Source organism: Geodermatophilus amargosae (assembly GCF_041028265.1).
In the GTDB taxonomy this organism is placed as follows: Bacteria; Actinomycetota; Actinomycetes; order Mycobacteriales; family Geodermatophilaceae; genus Geodermatophilus; species Geodermatophilus amargosae_A.
On the sequence record NZ_JABGCW010000013.1, the window covers coordinates 68907 to 87389 of the forward strand.

Below are 18483 nucleotides of genomic sequence, written 5' to 3' on the forward strand. Positions count from 1 at the left end.
CCCCCGGCACCCCGTCGTAGGGTGGCGTCGCCATGTGCGGGAGCTCGGGGCAACCGGGCTGAGAGGGCGGCTGAGCGCGCCGCCGACCGCTGGAACCTGACCGGGTAATGCCGGCGTAGGGAGCAGCCATGAGCACGTCGGACCGTGTCCGTACCGCAGCCGTCCGCACACCTGAGGCACCCCTGACCCTGGAGCAGGCGCCGCCGCGCACGCTGGGCCTGGGCGAGTCCCTGGGCCTGTGGGCCAACCTCGGCATCAGCGTGCTGCTGCCGGTGGCGGCGGTCTTCGTCGTCCTGCCCGGGCGGCCGCTCGGGGTGACCCTCGCCGCCGTCGTCGTCGGCGCGGCGATCGGGGCGGTGCTGCTGGGCGCGGTCGCCGCGGCCGGCGCGCGGGAGCGCGTGCCGGGGATGGTGCTGCTGCGCGGCCTGCTCGGCCGCCGCACCTCCTGGCTGCCCACGGCCTTCAACCTCGTGCAGTGCATCGGCTGGGCGACGTTCGAGATCGTGATCATCGCCGAGGCCGCCGCACGGGTGCTCGACGCGCCGCGGTGGCCCTTCGTCGTCGCCGCGGGCGTGCTGGCCACCCTCATGGCGCTGCGGCCGCTCGGCGTCGTCCGGGTGCTGGCCCGCTACGCGGTGTGGGCCGCGCTGGCCGCCGTCGTCTACCTGTTCGTGCAGGTCCTGGCCGAGCCGCTGCCGCCGGTGGCGGGGGGCGGGGCGACGTCGTTCTGGACCGCCACCGACATCGTCATCGCGCTGCCGGTCTCCTGGCTGCCGCTGGCCGCCGACTACACCCGCCACGCCCGCAGCGCCCGGGCCGCAGGGGCCGGCGCGGCGGTCGGCTACGGCGTGGCCACCGTCGTCATGTTCACCCTGGGCGTGCTGGCACTGGCCGCCTACGGCAGCGGAGGCCTCGACGTCATCGACGCGCTGCTGGCGGTCCCGCTGGGCGCCGTGGCGGTGCTCGTGCTGGTGGCCGTGGAGCTCGACGAGGCCTTCGCCAACCTCTACTCGACGGCGGTGTCGGCGCAGAACGTCGTCGCCCGGGCCGACCGGCGGGTGCTCGCCGTCGTGGTGGGCACGGTCGCGACGCTGCTCGCGCTGACCCTCGACGTCGCCGCCTACGAGCCGTTCCTCTTCCTCATCGGCGCGGTGTTCGTGCCGCTGGCCGGCGTGCTGCTGGTGGCCTACCGGCTCACCCCGCGCGGGCGCTGGGACACCTCCGACACCGCCCCGGCCCGGCCGCTGTACCTGCTGCCGTGGGCCGCGGGCTTCGTCGCCTACCAGCTCACGCTGCCCACGTACTTCCCCGGGCCGGGCGCGGGCTGGACGGCGTGGTGGAGCGCGCGGCAGGCCGACCTCGGCATCGACCCGGCCAACGGCTGGTCGGCGTCGCTGGTGGGGCTGGCCGTGGCCGTCGCGCTCACGCTGCCGGTCGCGCTGGCGGGCCGGCGGCGGTGACCGACGTCGCGGGAACCGATGTCGCGGTCGCCGGCGGCGGCCTGATCGGACTGGCCGTGGCCTGGCGGGCCGCCCGCCGCGGGCTGTCGGTGACCGTCGTCGACGACGCTCCCGGGACCGGCGCCTCGGCCGCCGCGGCCGGGATGCTGGCCCCGGTCACCGAGGCCGGCTACCGGGAGGAGCCGCTGCTGCGCCTGGGCCTGGACTCCGTCGCCCGCTGGCCGGCCTTCGCCGCCGAGCTCGAGGCCGCCGCCGGCACGCCGGTCGGGCTGCGCACCGTCGGCACGCTGGTGACCGGCTTCGACGAGGACGACGCCCGCGAGCTCGACGCGCTGCACGCCTTCCAGCGCGAGCTGGGCCTGGCCGCGCACCGGCTGACCCCGCGCGAGGCCCGCCGGCGCGAGCCCGCGCTCTCCACCCGGGTGCGCGGCGGGCTGCTGGTCGAGGGCGACCACTCGGTGGACGGGCGGGCGGTGCACGCCGCGCTCCTGGCCGCCGCGGGGGCCACCGGGGTCGTGCTCGTGCGCGACCGGGTGGCGGAGGTCGTCGCCGAGGGCGGCCGCGCGGCGGGACTGCGGCTGGCCTCCGGCGACGTCGTCGCGGCGGGCGCCACGGTGCTCGCGCTCGGCGCGCGCAGCGGGGACGTGCCCGGCGTCCCGCCGCTGCCGGTGCGCCCGGTCAAGGGCCAGGTCCTGCGGCTGGCCGGTGCGGGCGGGATGCTCGAGGGCACCGTGCGGGCCCTGGTCCGCGGCCGGTCCGTCTACCTGGTCCCCTACGGCGGGGACCGGCTGGTCGTGGGCGCCACCAGCGAGGACCGCGGCTTCGACCCGCGGGTCACCGCCGGCGGCGTGCACGACCTGCTGCACGACGCGATCGACGTCGTCCCGGAGGTGTCCGAGCTGGAGCTGACCGAGACGCTCGCCCGCTGGCGGCCGGGCACGCCGGACAACGCGCCGCTGCTCGGGCCGTCGTCGCTGCCCGGGCTGGTGCTGGCCACCGGCCACCACCGCAACGGCGTGCTGCTCACCCCGGTGACCGCGGAGGCCACCGCCGAGCTGCTGGCCACCGGGACCCTGCCGGAGGTCGCCGTCCCCTTCGGCGCCGGCCGCTTCGGGATCGAGCCCACGAGGAGGACGCAGTGGAGCTGACCGTCAACGGCACCCCGGCCGAGCTGGCCGACGACGCCACCGTGGCCGACCTGGTCGCGGCCCGGGCGGCAGGACACGACCGCGTGGCCGTGGCCCGCAACGGCGACGTCGTCCCGCGCAGCAGCTGGGCGGACACCCGGCTGGCCCCCGGCGACGCCGTCGAGGTGCTCGCCCCGACCGCAGGAGGCTGACCGTGACCACAGGAGAGCTCGACACCCGGGACCTCGCACCCGCGCTCGCGCGCGAGGAGGCCGGCGACCCGTTCCTGCTCGGCGGCGAGACGTTCACCTCGCGGCTGCTGCTCGGCACCGGCGGCGTGCCGAGCCTGGAGTCGCTGGAGGCCGCGGTCCGCGCCTCGGGCACCCAGCTCGTCACCGTCGCGCTGCGCCGGGTGGAGGCGTCGGCGACCGGCTCGATGATGCAGGTGCTCGACCGCGCGGGCGTGCGGCTGCTCCCCAACACCGCCGGGTGCATGACCGCCCGCGAGGCGGTGCGCACCGCACGGCTGGGCCGGGAGGCGTTCGGCACCGACTGGGTCAAGCTGGAGGTCATCGGCGACGACCGCACGCTGCTCCCCGACGCCGTCGAGCTGCTCGACGCCGCCGAGCAGTTGGTCGCCGAGGGCTTCACCGTGCTCGCCTACACCACCGACGACCCGGTGCTCGGCCGCCGCCTGGCCGACGCCGGCTGCGCCGCGGTCATGCCGCTGGGCTCGCCGATCGGCAGCGGCCTCGGCATCCGGAACCCGCACAACGTCGCGCTGCTGCGGGAGGCCGTGGAGGTCCCGGTGGTGCTCGACGCCGGCATCGGCACCGCGTCGGACGCCGCGCTGGCCATGGAGCTCGGCTGCGACGCCGTCCTGCTCGCCTCCGCGGTCACCCGCGCCCGCGATCCCGAGCGGATGGCGCTGGCCATGCGCCAGGCGGTCGAGGGCGGCCGGCTGGCGCGGCTGGCCGGACGGATCCCGCGCCGCTGGCACGCGGAGGCCTCGACGTCGTTCGAGGGGCTGCCCGCCCTGTGACCCCGGCGCCCGTCCCGCGGCTGCTCCTCGTCACCGACCGCTCGCAGGCGTCCCGCCCGCTGCCGGAGGTGGTGGCCGGCGCCGTGGCGGCCGGCGCGCGGGCGGTCCTGCTGCGCGACAAGGACCTGCCCGCCGCCGGGAGGAGGGCGCTGGCGCGCGACCTCCGGGCCGTGCTCGACCCGGTCGGCGGGCAGCTCGTGTGGGCCGGGGCGGCGCACGCCCCGGCGGGGCTGCCGGTGCACCTGTCGGCCGCCGACCCGTTCCCGGCGGTCCGGCCGCCGCTGGTGGGCCGCTCCTGCCACTCCGCGGCCGAGGTGGCGCGGGCGGCGGCCGAGGGCTGCGACTGGGTGACGCTGTCCCCGTACGCGCCCACCGCCTCCAAGCCCGGCTACGGCCCGGCGCTCGGCCCGGCCGGGCTGGCGGCCCTGGTCCGGGGCGCCCCGCCGGTGCTCGCGCTCGGTGGCGTGCGTCCCGGGGACGTGGCGGACTGCCTCGCCGCCGGGGCGCACGGGATCGCCGTCATGGGCCCGGCGATGCGCGACCCCGCCGTCGTCGCCGGCTACCGCGCCGCGCTGGCCGCCTCCTTCCTGTGACGCTGCTCCCAGCGGCGTTTGCCGACCCCTCCGGCGAGCCATACGCAGGTGTTCGACTTCGCGCTCGACGAGCGGGCACGGCAACGGGGAGCAGACGCGTGAGACGTGGACCAGCCGTGTCCGGCTGGCCGTCGGCGTCACCACCGCCCGCCCGGGACGCCCTGTCCTGGGCGCTGACCGACGTCTCCGAACTGCCTCTCGTGCGCGACGAGCTGCGCCGGTCGCACGTGGTGGACGGCGCCGCCGACCTGCGCGACCGGCTGGTCCTCGTGCTCGACGAGATGGCCTCCAACGCGCTGCGCCACGGCGGCGGCCGCGTCGAGGCGGCGGTCCGGCGCACCGGGAACGCCTTCCTCGTGGCGGTGTCCGACGGCGACGCGTGCACCCCGCCGACCCCCGCGATCGACCGCGACCCCGCCCTGGGCGGCCTGGGCCTGCACCTCATCGCCGAGCTGTCCACGGCGCACGGCTGGTACGTCGACGGTGACGCCAAGACCGTCTGGGCGGTCCTGCCTCCCGCGTGAGGTGCTCGCTCCTCACTGGGGGTGCAGGCGGACGGCGACCAGGGCGACGTCGTCCTGGAGGCCCTCGGGGCGCAGCCGGGAGACCAGCGCGTCGCACAGCCGGTCCAGCGGGAGGTCGGCGAGACGGGTGAGCGCCGCGCGCAACAGCGCGATGCCGTCGTCGAGCAGCAGGTCCCGGCCCTCGACCAGCCCGTCGGTGTAGAGCAGCAGCGTCGACCCGCGCGGCACCTGCACCGCCGCCGACGTCCGCGGGGCCGACGGGTCGACGCCGAGCACGAGCTGCCCGCGCTCGGTGCCCAGCACGCGCACCTCGCCGTCGGGCAGGAGCAGCAGCGGCGGCGGGTGCCCGGCGTTGGACCACCGCAGCGTCGTCGTCCCGGCGGCCCGCTGCTCCGGCGTCTGCTCCACCCGCGCGACCACCGCGGTCGCCATCGAGCCCATGCGCAGCGCGTCGATGGCACCGTCGAGCTCGACGAGGACGGCCTCGGGCGGGACGTCACCGCGGTAGGCGATCCCGCGCAGCATGCCGCGCAGCTGGCCCATCGTCGCGGCCGCCTCGATGTCGTGGCCGACGACGTCGCCGATGACGAGCACCGTGGCGCCGTCGGGCTGCAGGAAGGCGTCGTACCAGTCGCCGCCGACCTGGGCGACCTGCACCGCCGGCTGGTACCGGACGACGATCTCGGCGTCGTCGGGCTGCGGCGGCGCGGTGAGCATGCTCCGCTGCAGCGCCTCGGCCAGCCGCCGCTGCTGGTCGAACAGCCGCGCGTTGTCCAGCGCCAGCGCGACACGGTCGGCGACCTCGCGGGCGGCCGCCACCTCCTCGGCGTTCGCGGCCGGCCGGTCGGCGCCGCGGTACACGCTGAGCGCGCCGAGCGTGCGCCCCCGGGCCAGCAGCGGCAGCGTGACCGCCGTCTGCGGGGCCAGCGCGTCGAAGGCCTCGAGCACCCCGCCCTCGGGCAGCGTCGGGCGGATGGCCCCCGGGACGTCGGCGACGGTCAGCAGCCGGCCCGACTCCAGGGCCCGCAGCACCGGCGCGTCCGGGGGGATCGAGGCCAGCCGCAGGTCGGCGTAGGCGGCGGTGGTGCCGCGCAGCGCGGGGTCGCGGTGCCAGCTCGCGACGTCGCGCATCCGGCCGTCCTCGCCGGTGGACAGCGTGAGGATCACCCAGTCGCCGAGCACCGGGACGACGGCCTCGGCCACCCGCTGCAGCGCCGGCTGCTCGGCACCGCCGGAGCCCAGCGACGCCGACATGAGCGAGCTGACCTCGGCGACCAGGGCCAGCCGCGCGGCGCTGTCGCGGGCCCGCTGCTCGGCGGCGCGGCGCTCGGTGACGTCGAGGAAGTAGACCGACAGCCCGTCGGGCCCCGGCCACGCGCGCACCTCGTACCAGGCGTCCAGCGGCGGCGGGTAGTACGCCTCGAAGACCCGCTCCTCGCCGCGCTCCATCGCCGCCCGGTAGTTGACCTCGAAGTCGCTACCGACGGCGGCCGGGAAGAGCGTCCAGATCTCCCCGCCGAGGAGCTCGTCACGGCCGCGGTGCAGCACCCGCTCGGCCTCGGCGTTGACGTAGGTGAAGCGCCACCCGCGGTCGAGGGCGAAGAACGCCGAGCGCATCGTCTCGAGCACCCGGGACACGCGGGCGTCGCCCTCACGCAGCCGGGTGGTGTCGAGGCCGGCACCGAGCAGCCGGACCGCCGTCCCGCGGTCGTCGGCCAGCGCGCGGCCGCGGCCCTGCACCCAGCGGGTCTCGCCGGAGGGCAGGACCACGCGGAACTCGGCGTCGTAGGCGCCGCAGGTGTCGATGGCGTCCTGCAGGGCGCCGAGGGTGCGCTCGCGGTCGTCGGGGTGCAGCCGCGCGGCGAAGCCGTCGATCGTCCCGTCGAAGCCGCCGGCGTCGTAGCCGAAGATCGCCAGGAGCGCGTCGTCCCAGGAGAGCCTCCCGGTGCGGAGGTCCCAGTCGAAGCTGCCGATGCCGGCGGCGTCGATGGCCAGCTCGAAGCGCAGCCGGCCGACCTCCGGGTCCTCGGGGAGCACGCTCAGCGGGAGGGGTGGCGCCCCCGGCGACCCCGGGCGCTGCTCGGGGACGGTCACGGGCAGCGGGGTCCATTCCTGGGAGCGGTGGTACGCCGTCCTTTGTCCCATGCCGGGACGGGGGATCACAACCGGTGTGCCGGAGTCGACACCTCCTCACCGGCACGGGGACGGGCGCCCCCAGGACAGCCGGACCGGCCTCGGTGCCGGTCGGGCCGCCCGGGAGCGCCCGTCGTCTCGTCTCTTCTCGTCCCGTCTCGTCTCGTCGCGGTCCGCCGCCGGGCCCGGGGCCTGCGTCCACCGTCCTCGTCGCGGCGCCGGGCCTGGCGACCGCGGCCGGGTCCCTGCGGGCGTCCACCTCGGCCGGCGGGCCGTTCCCGGTCGCCGGTCGCCTGCTGGACGGGTCGTGCCGGTCGGAGACCCGGGAGACGACGGGGCGGGTCGTCTCGCGCCGGGCACCGGCAGGACCCGGTCCTCCACGCTGCGGCGGTCGTCGCCGGGCAGCCGCGCCGCGGGCGTCCGGGCCTCCCGGGAGGGTCCGCGCGCTGCCCTCGTGCGGGGCAGTCGGCGGGGGGGCGAGGCCGGATCGTCGTGCGGAGGGGTCTGCTGCCGGCGGCGGGGGGGACCCGCTGCCGGTCGCCGCGCCGCGCCGCGGTCCGGGGCCTCCCTGGAGGGCCCGCGCGCTGTCCTCGGCAGAGGCAGTCGGCGGGGGTCGAGGCCGGATCGTCGTGCGGTGAGGTCGGTCGGCGGCGGGGTGCCGCGGAGGAGGGCCAGGGGCGGCCGTGGTCGGCCGGGAGGTGGAACTGCTCGGGGAGCGGGCCGGCGGTCCGGCCACCCACGGGGGGAAGGAGGTGGCCGGGCCCGTCGAGCACGTCGACGAGGGTGCGGACGCACGTCCCCGGGGAGGGGGCGCGCTGCGGATCAGTCGGGAGCCGGTGGCGGCGGCCGGGGAGAGCCCCGCGCCGGGTGCCCGCCCGGGTCGCCCCGGGTGCGCACCGCACCGGCGGTGCCGGGCGGGTCGGGCGCCCGTGCCGTGGGCCGCCCTGCGGCGGGCCGCGCCGGCCAGCCGGCCGGGGCCAGCGCCGGGCCCGCGGAGCGGGGGGCGGCACGGGACGGGACCGGCCGGACGGAGTCGGCCGGGGACGGCGCCGCAGCGGGGGAAGACGCCGCGGGCCGGACCGTGGGGGTGCTCGGGAGCTCGGTGAGCACCACCGGGCCGTTCGGGGCAGGGGCCGGCGCGGGAGCGCGGTCCGGCGCGGGGGCGGGGGCCGGCGCGGCCAGGGCCGGGCGCGGACGGCCCCAGGCCAGGTGCTCGCCGTCGGCGCCGCCGCCCCACAGCGCCAGCCGGCGGACCAGGCCGGGACCGGCGGGCGGCACGACGACGGGAGCGGTCGGCCAGGCGGCGTGCACGCCGTCCGGGCCCGCGCCCCACAGCGCCAGCCGCCGCACCGAGGCGCGCAGCCGGGCGCGCCAGCGGGGGCCGGGCGCGGCGACCGGCGGGGGCACGACGGCGGCGACCGCGACGGAGGCCGGGACGGGGGCGACCTCGGCAGGGGCGGCCGGGACGAGCACCGGCGGGACCGGGCGGGTGCGCGGGACCGGCACCGGGCGGGCCACCGGCAGCGGGCGCAGCGCACGCGGCGCGCCCGGTGAGCGGGTCCCTGCCGCGCGCCGGGGGCGCCGGCGCTGCGGCAGCTCGTGCGCCCGGTCGAGCAGGCCGAGGAGACCGGCCAGACCCAGGTCGTCCGGCAGGGTCGCCGACGACGGGGCAGGTGCCCGGTCGATCGCCATGCCGTCCTCCTGGGGGGTCTGTGTCCGCAGCAGGGGAAGGTGCTGCGGACGAGGGGAACGGTAGGGACCGCGGGCCCCGGGGACGGCCGATCGGGACACCCCCTGGAGAGCCCGTGACGCAACCGTTGTGGGGTCCTGACCAGCGGTTCGGTCACCGGGCGCTGACGACGATCCCTTGTCGACCCGTCGACGGCCGGCGAGCGTGGACGGCCGCCGTGGGGGCTCCGGTCACCCCGGGACACGCGCCACCGCGCCCGGCGTGTCGCCCCGTCCCGCCGGATCCCCGGATCGGTGTGGTCCGGTTGCCGGGCCTCCCGGAGCTGCCCAGACTCGATCGGTGACCGACCAGCCCGCCGGCGACACCGCCCCGGCCAGTGCCGACGAGCCCGACACGAAGCTGCGCCGCGCCGTCACCGGCCCGCTGCTCTACCTGTTCATCCTCGGCGACGTCCTGGGTGCCGGGGTCTACGCGCTGGTCGGCGAGGTCGCCGGGGAGGTCGGCGGGGCGATCTGGGTGCCGCTGCTGGTCGCGCTGCTCCTGGCGCTGCTGACCGCGGCCTCCTACGCCGAGCTGGTCACGAAGTACCCCCGCGCCGGGGGCTCGGCGGTGTTCGCCGAGCGTGCCTTCCGCTCGCCGGTGGTGGCCTTCCTGGTCGGCTTCTGCATGCTCGCCGCCGGCGTCACCAGTGCCGCGGGCCTCGCGCTGGCCTTCGCCGGCGACTACCTGGGGGTGTTCCTCGACGTCCCCGCCGCCCCGGCCGCGCTGGTGTTCCTGCTGGCCGTGGCGCTGCTCAACGCCCGAGGCATCCAGGAGTCGCTGCGCGCCAACCTGGTGATGACGCTGGTGGAGACCTCCGGCCTGGTGCTCGTCGTCGTCCTCGGCGCGGTGGTGCTGTCCCGCGGCGACGGCGACCTCGGCCGCTCGGTGGAGTTCCCGCCCGGGGTGTCCGCGGGGACGGCGGTGCTGTCGGCGGCGCTGCTGGCGTACTACTCCTTCGTCGGGTTCGAGACGTCGGCCAACGTCGCCGAGGAGGTCCGCGACGTGCGGCGGGTCTACCCGCGGGCGCTGTTCGGCGCCCTGCTCACCGCCGGCCTGGTCTACGTGCTGGTCGGCATCGCCGCGGCGGTGGTGCTCCCGCCCGGCGACCTGGCCGGCTCCAGCGGGCCCCTGCTCGAGGTGGTGCGGGCCGCCGACGCCGGGATCCCCGACCGGCTGTTCGGCCTCGTCGCCCTGATCGCCGTCGCCAACGGCGCGCTGCTCACCATGATCATGGCAAGCCGCATGGCGTACGGGCTGGCCGAGCAGCACCTGCTGCCCGCCGTCCTGGGACGGGTGCTGCCGCGGCGCCGGACGCCGTGGGTGGCCATCGCCGTCACCACGCTGGTGGCCATGGGCCTGAGCCTGGCCGGGGACCTGGCCACGCTGGCCAACACGGTGGTGCTCCTGCTGCTGTTCGTCTTCATCAGCACCAACACCGCGGTGCTGGTGCTGCGCGGCGACCGGGTCGAGGCGCCGCACTTCCGGGTGCCGTTCGTCGTCCCGGTGCTGGCGATCGCCTCGTGCCTGGTCCTGCTCTGGCAGCAGGAGGCCCGGACCTGGGCCTTCGCGGGGATCCTGCTCGCCGTCGGGGTGCTGCTCTACCTGGTGACCGCCCTGCCGAGGCGCCGGGCCGAGGCCCGGGAGCGCACCCCGGTCGGCTGAGCCGGCCGCACACCGGTTGCGAGGATGGCCGGGTGGCTCCTCCCCCCGCGCGGCCCCTGGTGATCGACACCGACCCCGGCATCGACGACGCCCTCGCGATCCTCCTGGCGCTGGCCAGCCCGGAGGTCGACCTGCGCCTGGTCACCACCGTGCACGGCAACGTGGAGCTGCCGCAGACGACGGACAACGCGCTGCGGGTGCTGCACCTGGCCGGCCGCTCCGACGTCCCGGTGGCCGCGGGCGCCGCCGAGTCGCTGGTGTTCCCGCAGCCCGAACGCGCCGGGCACGTGCACGGCGTCGCCGGGCTGGGCGGCGTCGAGCTGCCGCCCTCCCCCGCCGCGGTCGACCCGCGTCCGGCCGTCGTCGCGCTGGCCGACCTGCTCCTGGCCTCCGACGGGCCGGTGACGGTGGCCGCCATCGGGCCGTGGACGAACGTCGCGCTGCTGCTGGCCACCTACCCCGAGGCGGCCGCACGGATCGGCCGGCTGGTGCTCATGGGCGGCTCGGCCGGCCGCGGCGGCAACGTCACCGCCGCCGCGGAGTTCAACGTGTGGTCCGACCCGGAGGCCGCGGCGCGGGTGCTCGGTTCGACGGTCCCGACGGTGCTCGTCGGCCTCGACGTCACGCTGCCCACCGTGCTGGACGAGGCCGGCGTCGCCCGCTTCGCCGCGGCGGGGCCGGTGGGGGCCGCGGCGGCGGCGATCCTGCAGCAGTACCTCGACCACGCCCGGACGGCGTACGGGACGTCGGGCGTCGTCGTGCACGACGCGCTGGCGCTGACCGAGGCGATCGCGCCGGGCACGCTGGGCACCGTCCGCCGCGACGTCGTCGTCGACACCGGGAACGGGCCCTCCCGGGGGCAGACGCTGGTGGACCGCCGGTCGGTGTCGGACTCCCCCACCGCGGTCGACGTCGCCGAGACCGTGGACAGCGCCGCGGCGGTCGAGTTCCTCGTCAGCCGGCTGGCCGGCCTCGCCGCGACGGTGGGCCGGGGCGCTGCTGAGGCGCCCTAGCGCCGAGGCGGCCCGACGACGGAGTCGACGATGCCCGCGGCGATGTCGCGCAGCTTGCGGTTGTAGCGCTGGGAGGCCTCGCGCAGCAGGTCGAAGGCCGCGTCGGCGTCGACGTGCCGCTGGGCCATCAGCACGCCCTTGGCCTGCTCGATGACCGCGCGCGACTGCATCGCCAGCTCCATGTTGCGGGCGTGCTCGCCCAGCAGGGCGTGCGCGTCGGCGTTGGCGACGGCGACCGCGACCGCCTCGGCCACCTCGCGGGCGGCCTGCGCGGACTCCTCCGAGGCGAAGGCCCGCGGCTTCGAGGAGTAGTTGTTGAGCGCGCCGATCGTGGTGCCCTGGTACGGCAGCGGCATCGACAGCGAGCTCCGGACGCCGACCTCGACGACGCGGGCGACGTAGGCCGGCCAGCGGGTCTCGGACTGCGTGTCGTCGATCCGCAGGACCACCCCGGCCCGCCCGGCGTCGAGGCAGGGGCCGTAGCCCTCGTCGTACTGCAGCTCGTCGGCGGCCAGGGACATCTCGCCGTGGTGGGCGGCCGTGGTGGCGGTGTCCCCGCGGATGAGCGTGATCGACGTCGACTCGGCCCCGGGGACGTGCTCCGCCGCGAGCCGGGTGACCTCGCCGAGGACGTCACCGAGCACGCGGTCGGCGAGCTGCAGTCGGCTCAGCGCGCGCCAGAGGTCCTCCACGCCGGCCATCCTGCCCGGCGCGGGGCCGGACCGGGAGCCCGGGAGCAGGGATCCGGTGCGGACGAGGGCCCCCGCCGCTGCGCCGGGGAGCGCTTTCGGTCAGGATGGACGCCGGTCGTGCGGAGCGGACGCGAGGGGGAGGCGATGGGCGAGGAGGCGTGGCCGTGCGCTCACGTGCCCTCGGTGGCCGGCGACGTCTGGCACTGGCAGCTCGAGGCCATGCACGTGGTCTCCCGGGTGCGCTCCGACCTGCGGGCCCGCATCGCCCACCCCTCGGTCAGCACGTCGTCGACCGAGGACGCGCGCGACGGGCTGCTGCTGGTGTTCGAGGAGCTGGCGTCCAACGCGCTGCGGCACGGCGGCGGCGACGTCCGGGCGCTCGTGGTGGCCAGCCCCGCGGGCTGGCTGCTCGACCTCAGCGACGAGGCGCCCGACCGTCCGCCGGTGCCCGCCGTCGACCGCGACCCCTCACTGGGCGGGATGGGACTGCACCTGGTGGCGCAGCTGTCGGTCGACTACGGCTACGAGCGGCGCCCGGGCCGCAAGCACGTGTGGGCGCGGCTGCCCTCGGGCCTGCAGCCGATCGAGGGCATCGGCAAGCAGGTGCCCGAGCCGCGCGCGCCGGAGATCCCGTTCGACTGACCGCCCTCAGCGGCCGGCGGCCCGCGCGCTCTGCTCGCGCAGCGCCCGGAACACCCGGCGGCGGAGCCGGTCCTGCTCCCGCTCGCCCGGCGCGACGAAGCGCAGCGAGACCAGGGTGCGCGCCCCGCGCTCCTCGCTGCGCACCACCTGGGCCGGCAGCGCCAGCTCGCCGTCGTCCAGGGCGACGGCGAGGGTCAGCGTCCCGCCGGCGGCCACGGGCGGACGGGCGCGCAGCAGCACCCGGGCACCGGACTCACTGAGGTCGACGGTGTCGCCGGCGACGCCGGACCCGCCGTGCCGCGCGGTGACCGGCACGACGACGAGCGCGCGGACGGCCTGCCGGCGCTGGCTGGGCGCGCCCGGACCGGTGAGGGCGAGCACCCAGGTGCTGCCCTCGACGGCGGTGACCCGCGCCGGTCCCACACGGCGGGTGTCGGGGCCGCGCCAGGACACCTCGGCGTCGTCCCCGGGTGCGACCTCGGGCGCCTCGCGGTCACCCTCGAGCTGCAGCCGCAGCTCGCCGGCCGACGACGACTGCACGAAGCCCCCGACCGCCGTCCCGCGGTCGGGGAGCACGACCTCCGCGTCCGACCCGGCGGCCGGCCGGTCGGTGCCCGCCGTGTCCCCGCGTCCGAGGTCTCCGCGTGCGGCGTCCATGTGCTCCCCCGGTGCGTCCGGGCCTCGCGGCCGGGGGCCGTCGTGGCCCCCGGGCACGGTAGCCGCTGGGTCCCGGGCGGCTCAGGCGGAGTCGGCCACCGGTGCGTCGTCGTGTTCGGCGCGGGCGCAGTGGGCGCAGCAGTAGAAGGAGCCGTCCACGACGACGCCGTGGCCGACCACCTTCACCCCGCAGTGCTCGCAGATCGGCGCCATGCGGTGGATGGCGCACTCGAAGCTGTCGAAGGTGTGCCGGGCCCCCTGGGCCACCACCTCGAAGCTCATGTCGTAGTCGTTGCCGCAGACCTCGCAGACCGCCATGCCTCCTGTGTGCCCCGGCGCGGGCCGGCGGACACCGGCGTCAGCCGCTGCGCCGGGCGGTCCAGTTCGTGACGAAGTCGCGCAGGCTCCGGGTGGGCCGCAGCCAGGCCCCGTCCGGCGGGAGCGCGTCGAGCCGGACGCGGTCCAGCGGTGCGGCGAAGGCCCCGGGGACGTCCTCGATGTCGATGAACTCGAGGACGTCGGAGCTGATGGCGTAGCCGGCCACCTCGCTGAAGGCCACGACGACGACCTGCGTGCCCGTGCGCGCGAGCTCCTCGAGCGGCTCGGCGAAGTTGCGCCCGTCGCCGGAGAAGACGACCAGCCGCCGCAGCCGGTGGCTGTGCGCGCGGACCTCGATGTGGTCGAGCATCGCCTGGTCGATGTCGTCGTCGGGCTGGCTCTTGGGCCGGGCGAAGACGGCGTAGCCGAAGCCGCGCAGCGCCTCCACCCAGCGCTGCAGCGATCCGACGACCGGCGGGATGTTGGCGAAGACGCACGCCTCGACCTCGGGCGCGTCGGGCGTGGCCGGGTCGCCGGCGCCGTCGACGAACCAGGCCGCGATCGCGTCGAAGCGGGGCCGGGAGGCGGCGGTGGGCCGGGCGCCGATGACCGTCGACAGGGTCATGTCGATGTTGGGCGCGTCCCAGATCAGCAGGTCCAGCGCCGGCCGCCCGCGGCCCTCGTCGGGCTGCGGCTCGGTGACGGGGGCCTCGTCGCTGATCGTGGTCACGGGGGCAGTCTGCCCGGTCGGTCCCGTCGTCGTGGCCGGCACGTCCGGTGTGGCGGGAGGTGCGGCGGGAGGTGCGGCGGGAGGTGCGGCGGGAGGTGCGGCGGGAGGTGCGGCCGGCGGCGGTCCCGCCGGCGCGGTGGCCCGGCGGACCGCCCGCCGCCGGAGCGACCCGGTCACCGCTCCCCCCTCCGCAGTGCCGTCCCCCCGGTCCTCAGCCCAGCTGCCCGGCCAGGGCCATGGCGCAGGAGTCCCCGCCGCCGGCCTGCACGCGGTGCGCCCAGGCCTCGACGTCCCCGGCGGCCATCGGGTGGGCCAGCAGGTAGCCCTGCGCGGAGTCGCAGCCGGCCTCGCGGACCATCCGCAGGTGCTCGGCGGTCTCCACGCCCTCGGCGACCGACTTGATGCCCAGGGTGTGCGCGAGCTCGACGATCGCCCCGAGCACCGCACCGGTGCCCCCGGCGGCCAGCCGCTCGGCGGCCGTGATGAGCGAGCGGTCGATCTTGAGCGTCCCGATGGGCAGCGCCATGAGCTGGGCCAGCGAGGACCACCCCGTGCCGAAGTCGTCGATCGCGACCCGCACGCCGAAGCCGCGCAGGACGGCGAGCTGGTCCTCGGCGCGGGTCGGGTCCTCGGCCACGCAGGTCTCGGTCAGCTCGAGCATGAGCTGGTCGGCCGCCAGGCCCGACTGGTGCAGCGCCGTCCGGACGTCGCGCACCAGCGTCTCGGTGGAGAAGTGGCGGGCGCTGATGTTGACCGCCATCCGCAGCTGCAGGCCCTGCTGCGCCCAGTCGGCGGCCTGCCGGGTGGTCTCGCGCAGCAGCCAGCGGGTGATCGGGATGAGCTGGCCGGTCTCCTCGGCGACCGAGAGGAAGGCGTCCGGCGCGAGCAGGCCGCGCTCGGGGTGCTGCCAGCGCAGCAGCGCCTCCACGCCCTCGACCTCGCCGGTGTCCAGCCGCACGACCGGCTGGTAGTGGACGACGAACTGGTCGAGGGCGCCGTCGCGCAGCCGGGTGGCGACGTCCATGCGCCAGCGGGCGGCGTCCCGCAGGCCGGGGGAGAACAGGTGCACGCGGTCGCGGCCGGCCGCCTTGGCCGCGTACGAGGCGGCGTCGGCGTCGCTGAGCAACTGGTGGGCGTGGCGCAGGCCGGCCTGGGCGACGGCGACCCCGATGCTCGCCGAGACCGGGACCGAGACGCCCGCGGCGATGAAGGGACGGGCGAAGGAGCGCTGCAGGCGGAAGGCCAGCGACGCCGCCTCGGACGTGTCGCAGGAGCTCGCCAGGACGACGAACTGGTCACCGCCGAGCCGGCCGACGGCGTCGCCGGGGCGGACCTGGTTCGCCAGGCGCGCGCCCACCTGGCGCAGCAGCTCGTCCCCGACCTCGTGGCCGAGGGAGTCGTTGATGGTCTTGAAACCGTCGATGTCGAGGAAGAGCAGCGCGGGGCGGGCGGCCTCGTCGGCCAGCGCCTTCCCGATCAGCTCCAGGAGCCGGGCACGGTTGGGCAGACCGGTCAGGTCGTCGTGGGTGGCCTGCCAGACCAGGCGCTGCTGGTCGCGGACCCGCTCGCTGATGTCGGTGTGGGTGACGACGAGCTGACCGTCCTCCTCCACCCGCGCCGCCTGCAGCCGCCACCAGGCGGGGCCGCCGGAGAGCCCGATCGAGTAGTCGCAGGCGAAGGTCTGCGTCGGTCCCCCGGACGGCGCCGCGCGGAGCTCGGCCAGTCCCCCGGCGATGCGGGCGAAGTCGCCGGGAGGCACGCCCTGGGAGATCCGCGCGAGGTAGTCGTCCCCCACCTCGGCCACCTCCCAGCCGCCCGCCCGCACGTCGTCCGAGACCGCCACCCACCTGCGGTTGACGCTGCGGATCCGGCCGGCACGGTCCAGCAGCACGGTCGGGGAGGGGAGGGCGTCCAGGACGGCGGTGGTCTGCCGCAGCGCGTGCGCCTGGGCGGCGAACGCGCGGTGCCGCGAGTCGACGTCGCGGACGAACACGACCAGGCCGGTGGCGTCCGCGGAGGCGCGGACCTCGAACCAGCGGTCCCGTGGCCGGTGCAGGTACTCGAAGACGCGCGGGCGGCCGTCCTCCAGCGCCCCGTGGACCTCGGCCTCGAACTCGGTGCCCCGGAGGTCCGGGATGCACTCGAGCACGGTCTTGCCCAGCACCGTGTCGGCCGGCCGGTTCAGCAGCGACTCGGCCGCGGCGTTGAGCCAGGTGAAGCGCCACGTGCGGTCGAGGTGGTAGACCGCGTCCGGGACGCTGGCCAGCAGGTGCGGTGGTGCGGCCGCGCCTGCGTGGTCGGATAGGTGCACGCGTGATCTCTCCCCCTGGCTCACGCTGGCTCCCGCTCTGCAGGTGCCGGTGACGGACCGGGACGATGGGAAGTCGGTCCGTGCGCGATGCCTACCCGAGAGTAGTGGAGCACCCGGGTGTCAGGCAGGGCCGATCGTCGATCGCTCCACGATCCGCGCGGCGGGCACGGCGGAGGGCAGCGTGTCGAGCACCGATCCCCAGTCCCCGCCCAGGCGGGTGGCGCAGAAGGCGTCGGCGACCTCGGGCGGCGCGAAGCGGAGCAGCAGCGAGCCCTGCAGGCACTGGGCCAGCAGGCCGGCCACCCGGCGGGCCCGCGCCGGGAGCTCCTCGGGGTCGCCGAGCTCGGCGGAGAGCCGCTCCACCGCGTCGTCGAAGCGGGCGTCGACGCCGCGGGCCAGCTCGATCTCGGCGGTGACGGCGGCCAGCGACTCGCTGCTGCGGCCCAGCGCCCGGAGGACGTCGAGGGCGATGACGTTGCCCGAGCCCTCCCAGATCGAGTTCAGCGGGGCCTGCCGGTAGAGCCGCGGCATGCCCGACTCCTCGACGTAGCCGTTGCCTCCCAGGACCTCCAGCGCCTCGCCGACGACGGCCGGGGTGCGCTTGCAGACGAGGAACTTCGCGGCGGCGCCGGCCAGCCGGAGGAACGCCGTCTCGCCGCCGTCGAGCGCCGCGGCCAGCCGGATGGCCAGCGCCGTGGCGGCCTCGCTCTCGACGGCGAGGTCGGCGAGCACGTTCTGCATGAGCGGCTGGTCGGCCAGCAGCGCGCCGAACGCGGAGCGGTGGCGGGCGTGGTGGATCGCCTGGGTGAGCGCCGCGCGGACGGTGGCCGCCGAGCCGACGACGCAGTCCAGCCGGGTCGTGTTGACCATCTCGATGATCGTCGGCACGCCCCGGCCGGGCTCGCCGACGAGCCAGCCCGTGGTGCCGTCGAACTCGACCTCGCCGGAGGCGTTCGCCCGGTCGCCGAGCTTGTCCTTGAGGCGCTGCAGCCGGAAGACGTTGCGGCTGCCGTCGGGCAGCACCCGCGGGACGAGGAAGCACGACACGCCCTCGTCGAGCCGGGCGAGGACGAGGAAGAGGTCGCTCATGGGGGCGCTGGTGAACCACTTGTGGCCGGTGAGCGCGAAGCCGCCGTCGGCGTTGGCCACGGCGCGGGTGGTGTTGGACCGGACGTCCGAGCCGCCCTGCTTCTCGGTCATGCCCATGCCCGCGACCAGGCCGGGCTTGGCGACGGGATCGGTGAGGCCGGACCGGTAGCCGGTCGCGGTGAGGCCGGGCTCGTAGCGGGCGGCGAGCGCGGGCGCGGCCCGCAGCGCCGGGACGGCGGCGTAGGTCATCGTCACCGGGCAGCCGTGGCCGGCCTCGACCTGGGTCCAGCCGAGGTAGCCGACGGCACGGCGCACGTGCGCGTGCCGGTAGCCGGCGTCGGCCGCGGCCCAGGGCGCACCGGCGAGGCCGTGCTCGAACGCCGTCCGCATGAGCTCGTGCCAGGCGGGGTGGAACTCCACCTCGTCGATCCGGTGGCCGTAGCGGTCGTGCGTGCGGAGCACCGGGCGGTTCTCGTCGGCCAGCCGGCCCCACTCGCGCGCCTGCTCGCCGCCGGCGACCGCGCCGAGGTCGGCCAGCGAGGCGAGCGTCGCCTCGTCGGCGTGTCGGACGCAGGCCTCGGCCAGCGCCGCGTCCCCGGCGATCGGGTCGTGGCCGACCAGCGGTGGGACCTGGTTGGTGACCTCGTGCGTCGCACTCACGCCGGGCACCGTACGACGCCGGTCGCCGCGGTCACACCGTCCGCCCGTTCCACGTGGAACGACGGGGTCGGCTGCGTCAGGAGGCGGCGGGTCGTCGG

17 protein-coding genes and 1 riboswitch are annotated in these 18483 nt (G+C 77.0%); of the genes, 9 read left to right on the forward strand and 8 right to left on the reverse strand.

Annotated elements, in window-relative coordinates; translation table 11 throughout:
- Positions 1-26 precede the first annotated feature (26 nt).
- Positions 27-139: riboswitch (TPP riboswitch) on the forward strand.
- From HLV61_RS16255 to HLV61_RS16280, 6 genes are all read left to right on the forward strand, one after another.
- A complete protein-coding gene (locus HLV61_RS16255; protein ID WP_369257250.1) occupies positions 129-1460 on the forward strand; it encodes a purine-cytosine permease family protein in 1332 nt (443 codons plus the stop codon). It overlaps the preceding riboswitch by 11 nt.
- On the forward strand, positions 1457-2608 hold the full coding sequence (gene thiO / locus HLV61_RS16260) for a glycine oxidase ThiO (protein ID WP_369257251.1): 1152 nt from the start codon (positions 1457-1459) through the stop codon (positions 2606-2608). Before HLV61_RS16255 ends, thiO begins: the two co-directional genes overlap by 4 nt.
- Positions 2599-2799 carry a sulfur carrier protein ThiS gene (gene thiS / locus HLV61_RS16265; protein WP_369257253.1) on the forward strand — a complete coding sequence of 67 codons (201 nt, stop codon included), beginning with the start codon at positions 2599-2601 and terminating at the stop codon, positions 2797-2799. Before thiO ends, thiS begins: the two co-directional genes overlap by 10 nt.
- A gap of 2 nt (positions 2800-2801) precedes the next feature.
- Positions 2802-3629: a thiazole synthase gene (locus HLV61_RS16270; protein ID WP_440284890.1), complete on the forward strand. Its 828-nt coding sequence runs from the start codon at positions 2802-2804 to the stop codon at positions 3627-3629.
- Entirely contained in the window at positions 3626-4222 is a 597-nt protein-coding gene (locus HLV61_RS16275; protein ID WP_369257255.1) for a thiamine phosphate synthase, read from the forward strand. Before HLV61_RS16270 ends, HLV61_RS16275 begins: the two co-directional genes overlap by 4 nt.
- Before the next feature lie 116 nt (positions 4223-4338).
- Positions 4339-4746: an ATP-binding protein gene (locus tag HLV61_RS16280; protein ID WP_369257257.1), complete on the forward strand. Its 408-nt coding sequence runs from the start codon at positions 4339-4341 to the stop codon at positions 4744-4746.
- A gap of 12 nt (positions 4747-4758) precedes the next feature.
- Here HLV61_RS16280 and HLV61_RS16285 read toward each other — a convergent pair whose 3' ends face one another.
- Both HLV61_RS16285 and HLV61_RS16290 read right to left on the reverse strand, forming a co-directional pair.
- Positions 4759-6840, reverse strand: coding sequence for a SpoIIE family protein phosphatase (locus tag HLV61_RS16285; protein ID WP_369257259.1), 2082 nt, complete (start codon positions 6838-6840; stop codon positions 4759-4761).
- Between the two features lie 861 nt (positions 6841-7701).
- Positions 7702-8571, reverse strand: coding sequence for a hypothetical protein (locus HLV61_RS16290; RefSeq protein ID WP_369257261.1), 870 nt, complete (start codon positions 8569-8571; stop codon positions 7702-7704).
- A gap of 337 nt (positions 8572-8908) precedes the next feature.
- Between HLV61_RS16290 and HLV61_RS16295 the strand changes: the two genes are divergently transcribed.
- Both HLV61_RS16295 and HLV61_RS16300 read left to right on the forward strand, forming a co-directional pair.
- Positions 8909-10273: an APC family permease gene (locus HLV61_RS16295; RefSeq protein WP_369257263.1), complete on the forward strand. Its 1365-nt coding sequence runs from the start codon at positions 8909-8911 to the stop codon at positions 10271-10273.
- Positions 10274-10305: 32 nt separating this feature from the next.
- Positions 10306-11286: a nucleoside hydrolase gene (locus tag HLV61_RS16300; protein ID WP_369257265.1), complete on the forward strand. Its 981-nt coding sequence runs from the start codon at positions 10306-10308 to the stop codon at positions 11284-11286.
- On the opposite strand, the gene HLV61_RS16305 is transcribed toward HLV61_RS16300, so the two are convergent.
- Positions 11283-11978 carry an ANTAR domain-containing protein gene (locus tag HLV61_RS16305; protein WP_369257267.1) on the reverse strand — a complete coding sequence of 232 codons (696 nt, stop codon included), beginning with the start codon at positions 11976-11978 and terminating at the stop codon, positions 11283-11285. The genes HLV61_RS16300 and HLV61_RS16305 overlap by 4 nt on opposite strands.
- Positions 11979-12095: 117 nt before the next feature.
- On the opposite strand from HLV61_RS16305, the gene HLV61_RS16310 reads away from it, so the two are divergent.
- Positions 12096-12620: an ATP-binding protein gene (locus HLV61_RS16310; protein WP_369257269.1), complete on the forward strand. Its 525-nt coding sequence runs from the start codon at positions 12096-12098 to the stop codon at positions 12618-12620.
- Between the two features lie 6 nt (positions 12621-12626).
- Here the strand turns inward: HLV61_RS16310 and HLV61_RS16315 are convergent, their stop codons facing one another.
- The 5 genes from HLV61_RS16315 to HLV61_RS16335 all read right to left on the reverse strand — a co-directional run bounded on the left by HLV61_RS16315 (position 12627) and on the right by HLV61_RS16335 (position 18385).
- Positions 12627-13277, reverse strand: coding sequence for a PilZ domain-containing protein (locus HLV61_RS16315; RefSeq protein WP_369257271.1), 651 nt, complete (start codon positions 13275-13277; stop codon positions 12627-12629).
- 81 nt (positions 13278-13358) lie between these two features.
- On the reverse strand, positions 13359-13595 hold the full coding sequence (locus tag HLV61_RS16320; RefSeq protein WP_163477540.1) for a hypothetical protein: 237 nt from the start codon (positions 13593-13595) through the stop codon (positions 13359-13361).
- A 40-nt stretch (positions 13596-13635) separates the two neighbouring features.
- Positions 13636-14325 carry an NYN domain-containing protein gene (locus tag HLV61_RS16325; RefSeq protein WP_369257274.1) on the reverse strand — a complete coding sequence of 230 codons (690 nt, stop codon included), beginning with the start codon at positions 14323-14325 and terminating at the stop codon, positions 13636-13638.
- A gap of 211 nt (positions 14326-14536) precedes the next feature.
- A complete protein-coding gene (locus HLV61_RS16330; protein ID WP_369257276.1) occupies positions 14537-16636 on the reverse strand; it encodes a putative bifunctional diguanylate cyclase/phosphodiesterase in 2100 nt (699 codons plus the stop codon).
- 120 nt (positions 16637-16756) lie between these two features.
- Positions 16757-18385 (reverse strand): acyl-CoA dehydrogenase family protein, encoded by a 1629-nt coding sequence (locus tag HLV61_RS16335; RefSeq protein ID WP_369257278.1) that lies wholly within the window; start codon positions 18383-18385, stop codon positions 16757-16759.
- Positions 18386-18483 lie beyond the last annotated feature (98 nt).

Bases quoted from the DNA above. Each gene is read 5' to 3' on its own strand.
- HLV61_RS16255 (WP_369257250.1), top strand. From the start codon at position 129: ATGAGCACGTCGGACCGTGTCCGTACCGCAGCCGTCCGCACACCTGAG.
- HLV61_RS16290 (WP_369257261.1), bottom strand. From the start codon at position 8,571: ATGGCGATCGACCGGGCACCTGCCCCGTCGTCGGCGACCCTGCCGGAC.
- HLV61_RS16315 (WP_369257271.1), bottom strand. From the start codon at position 13,277: ATGGACGCCGCACGCGGAGACCTCGGACGCGGGGACACGGCGGGCACC.
- HLV61_RS16320 (WP_163477540.1), bottom strand. From the start codon at position 13,595: ATGGCGGTCTGCGAGGTCTGCGGCAACGACTACGACATGAGCTTCGAG.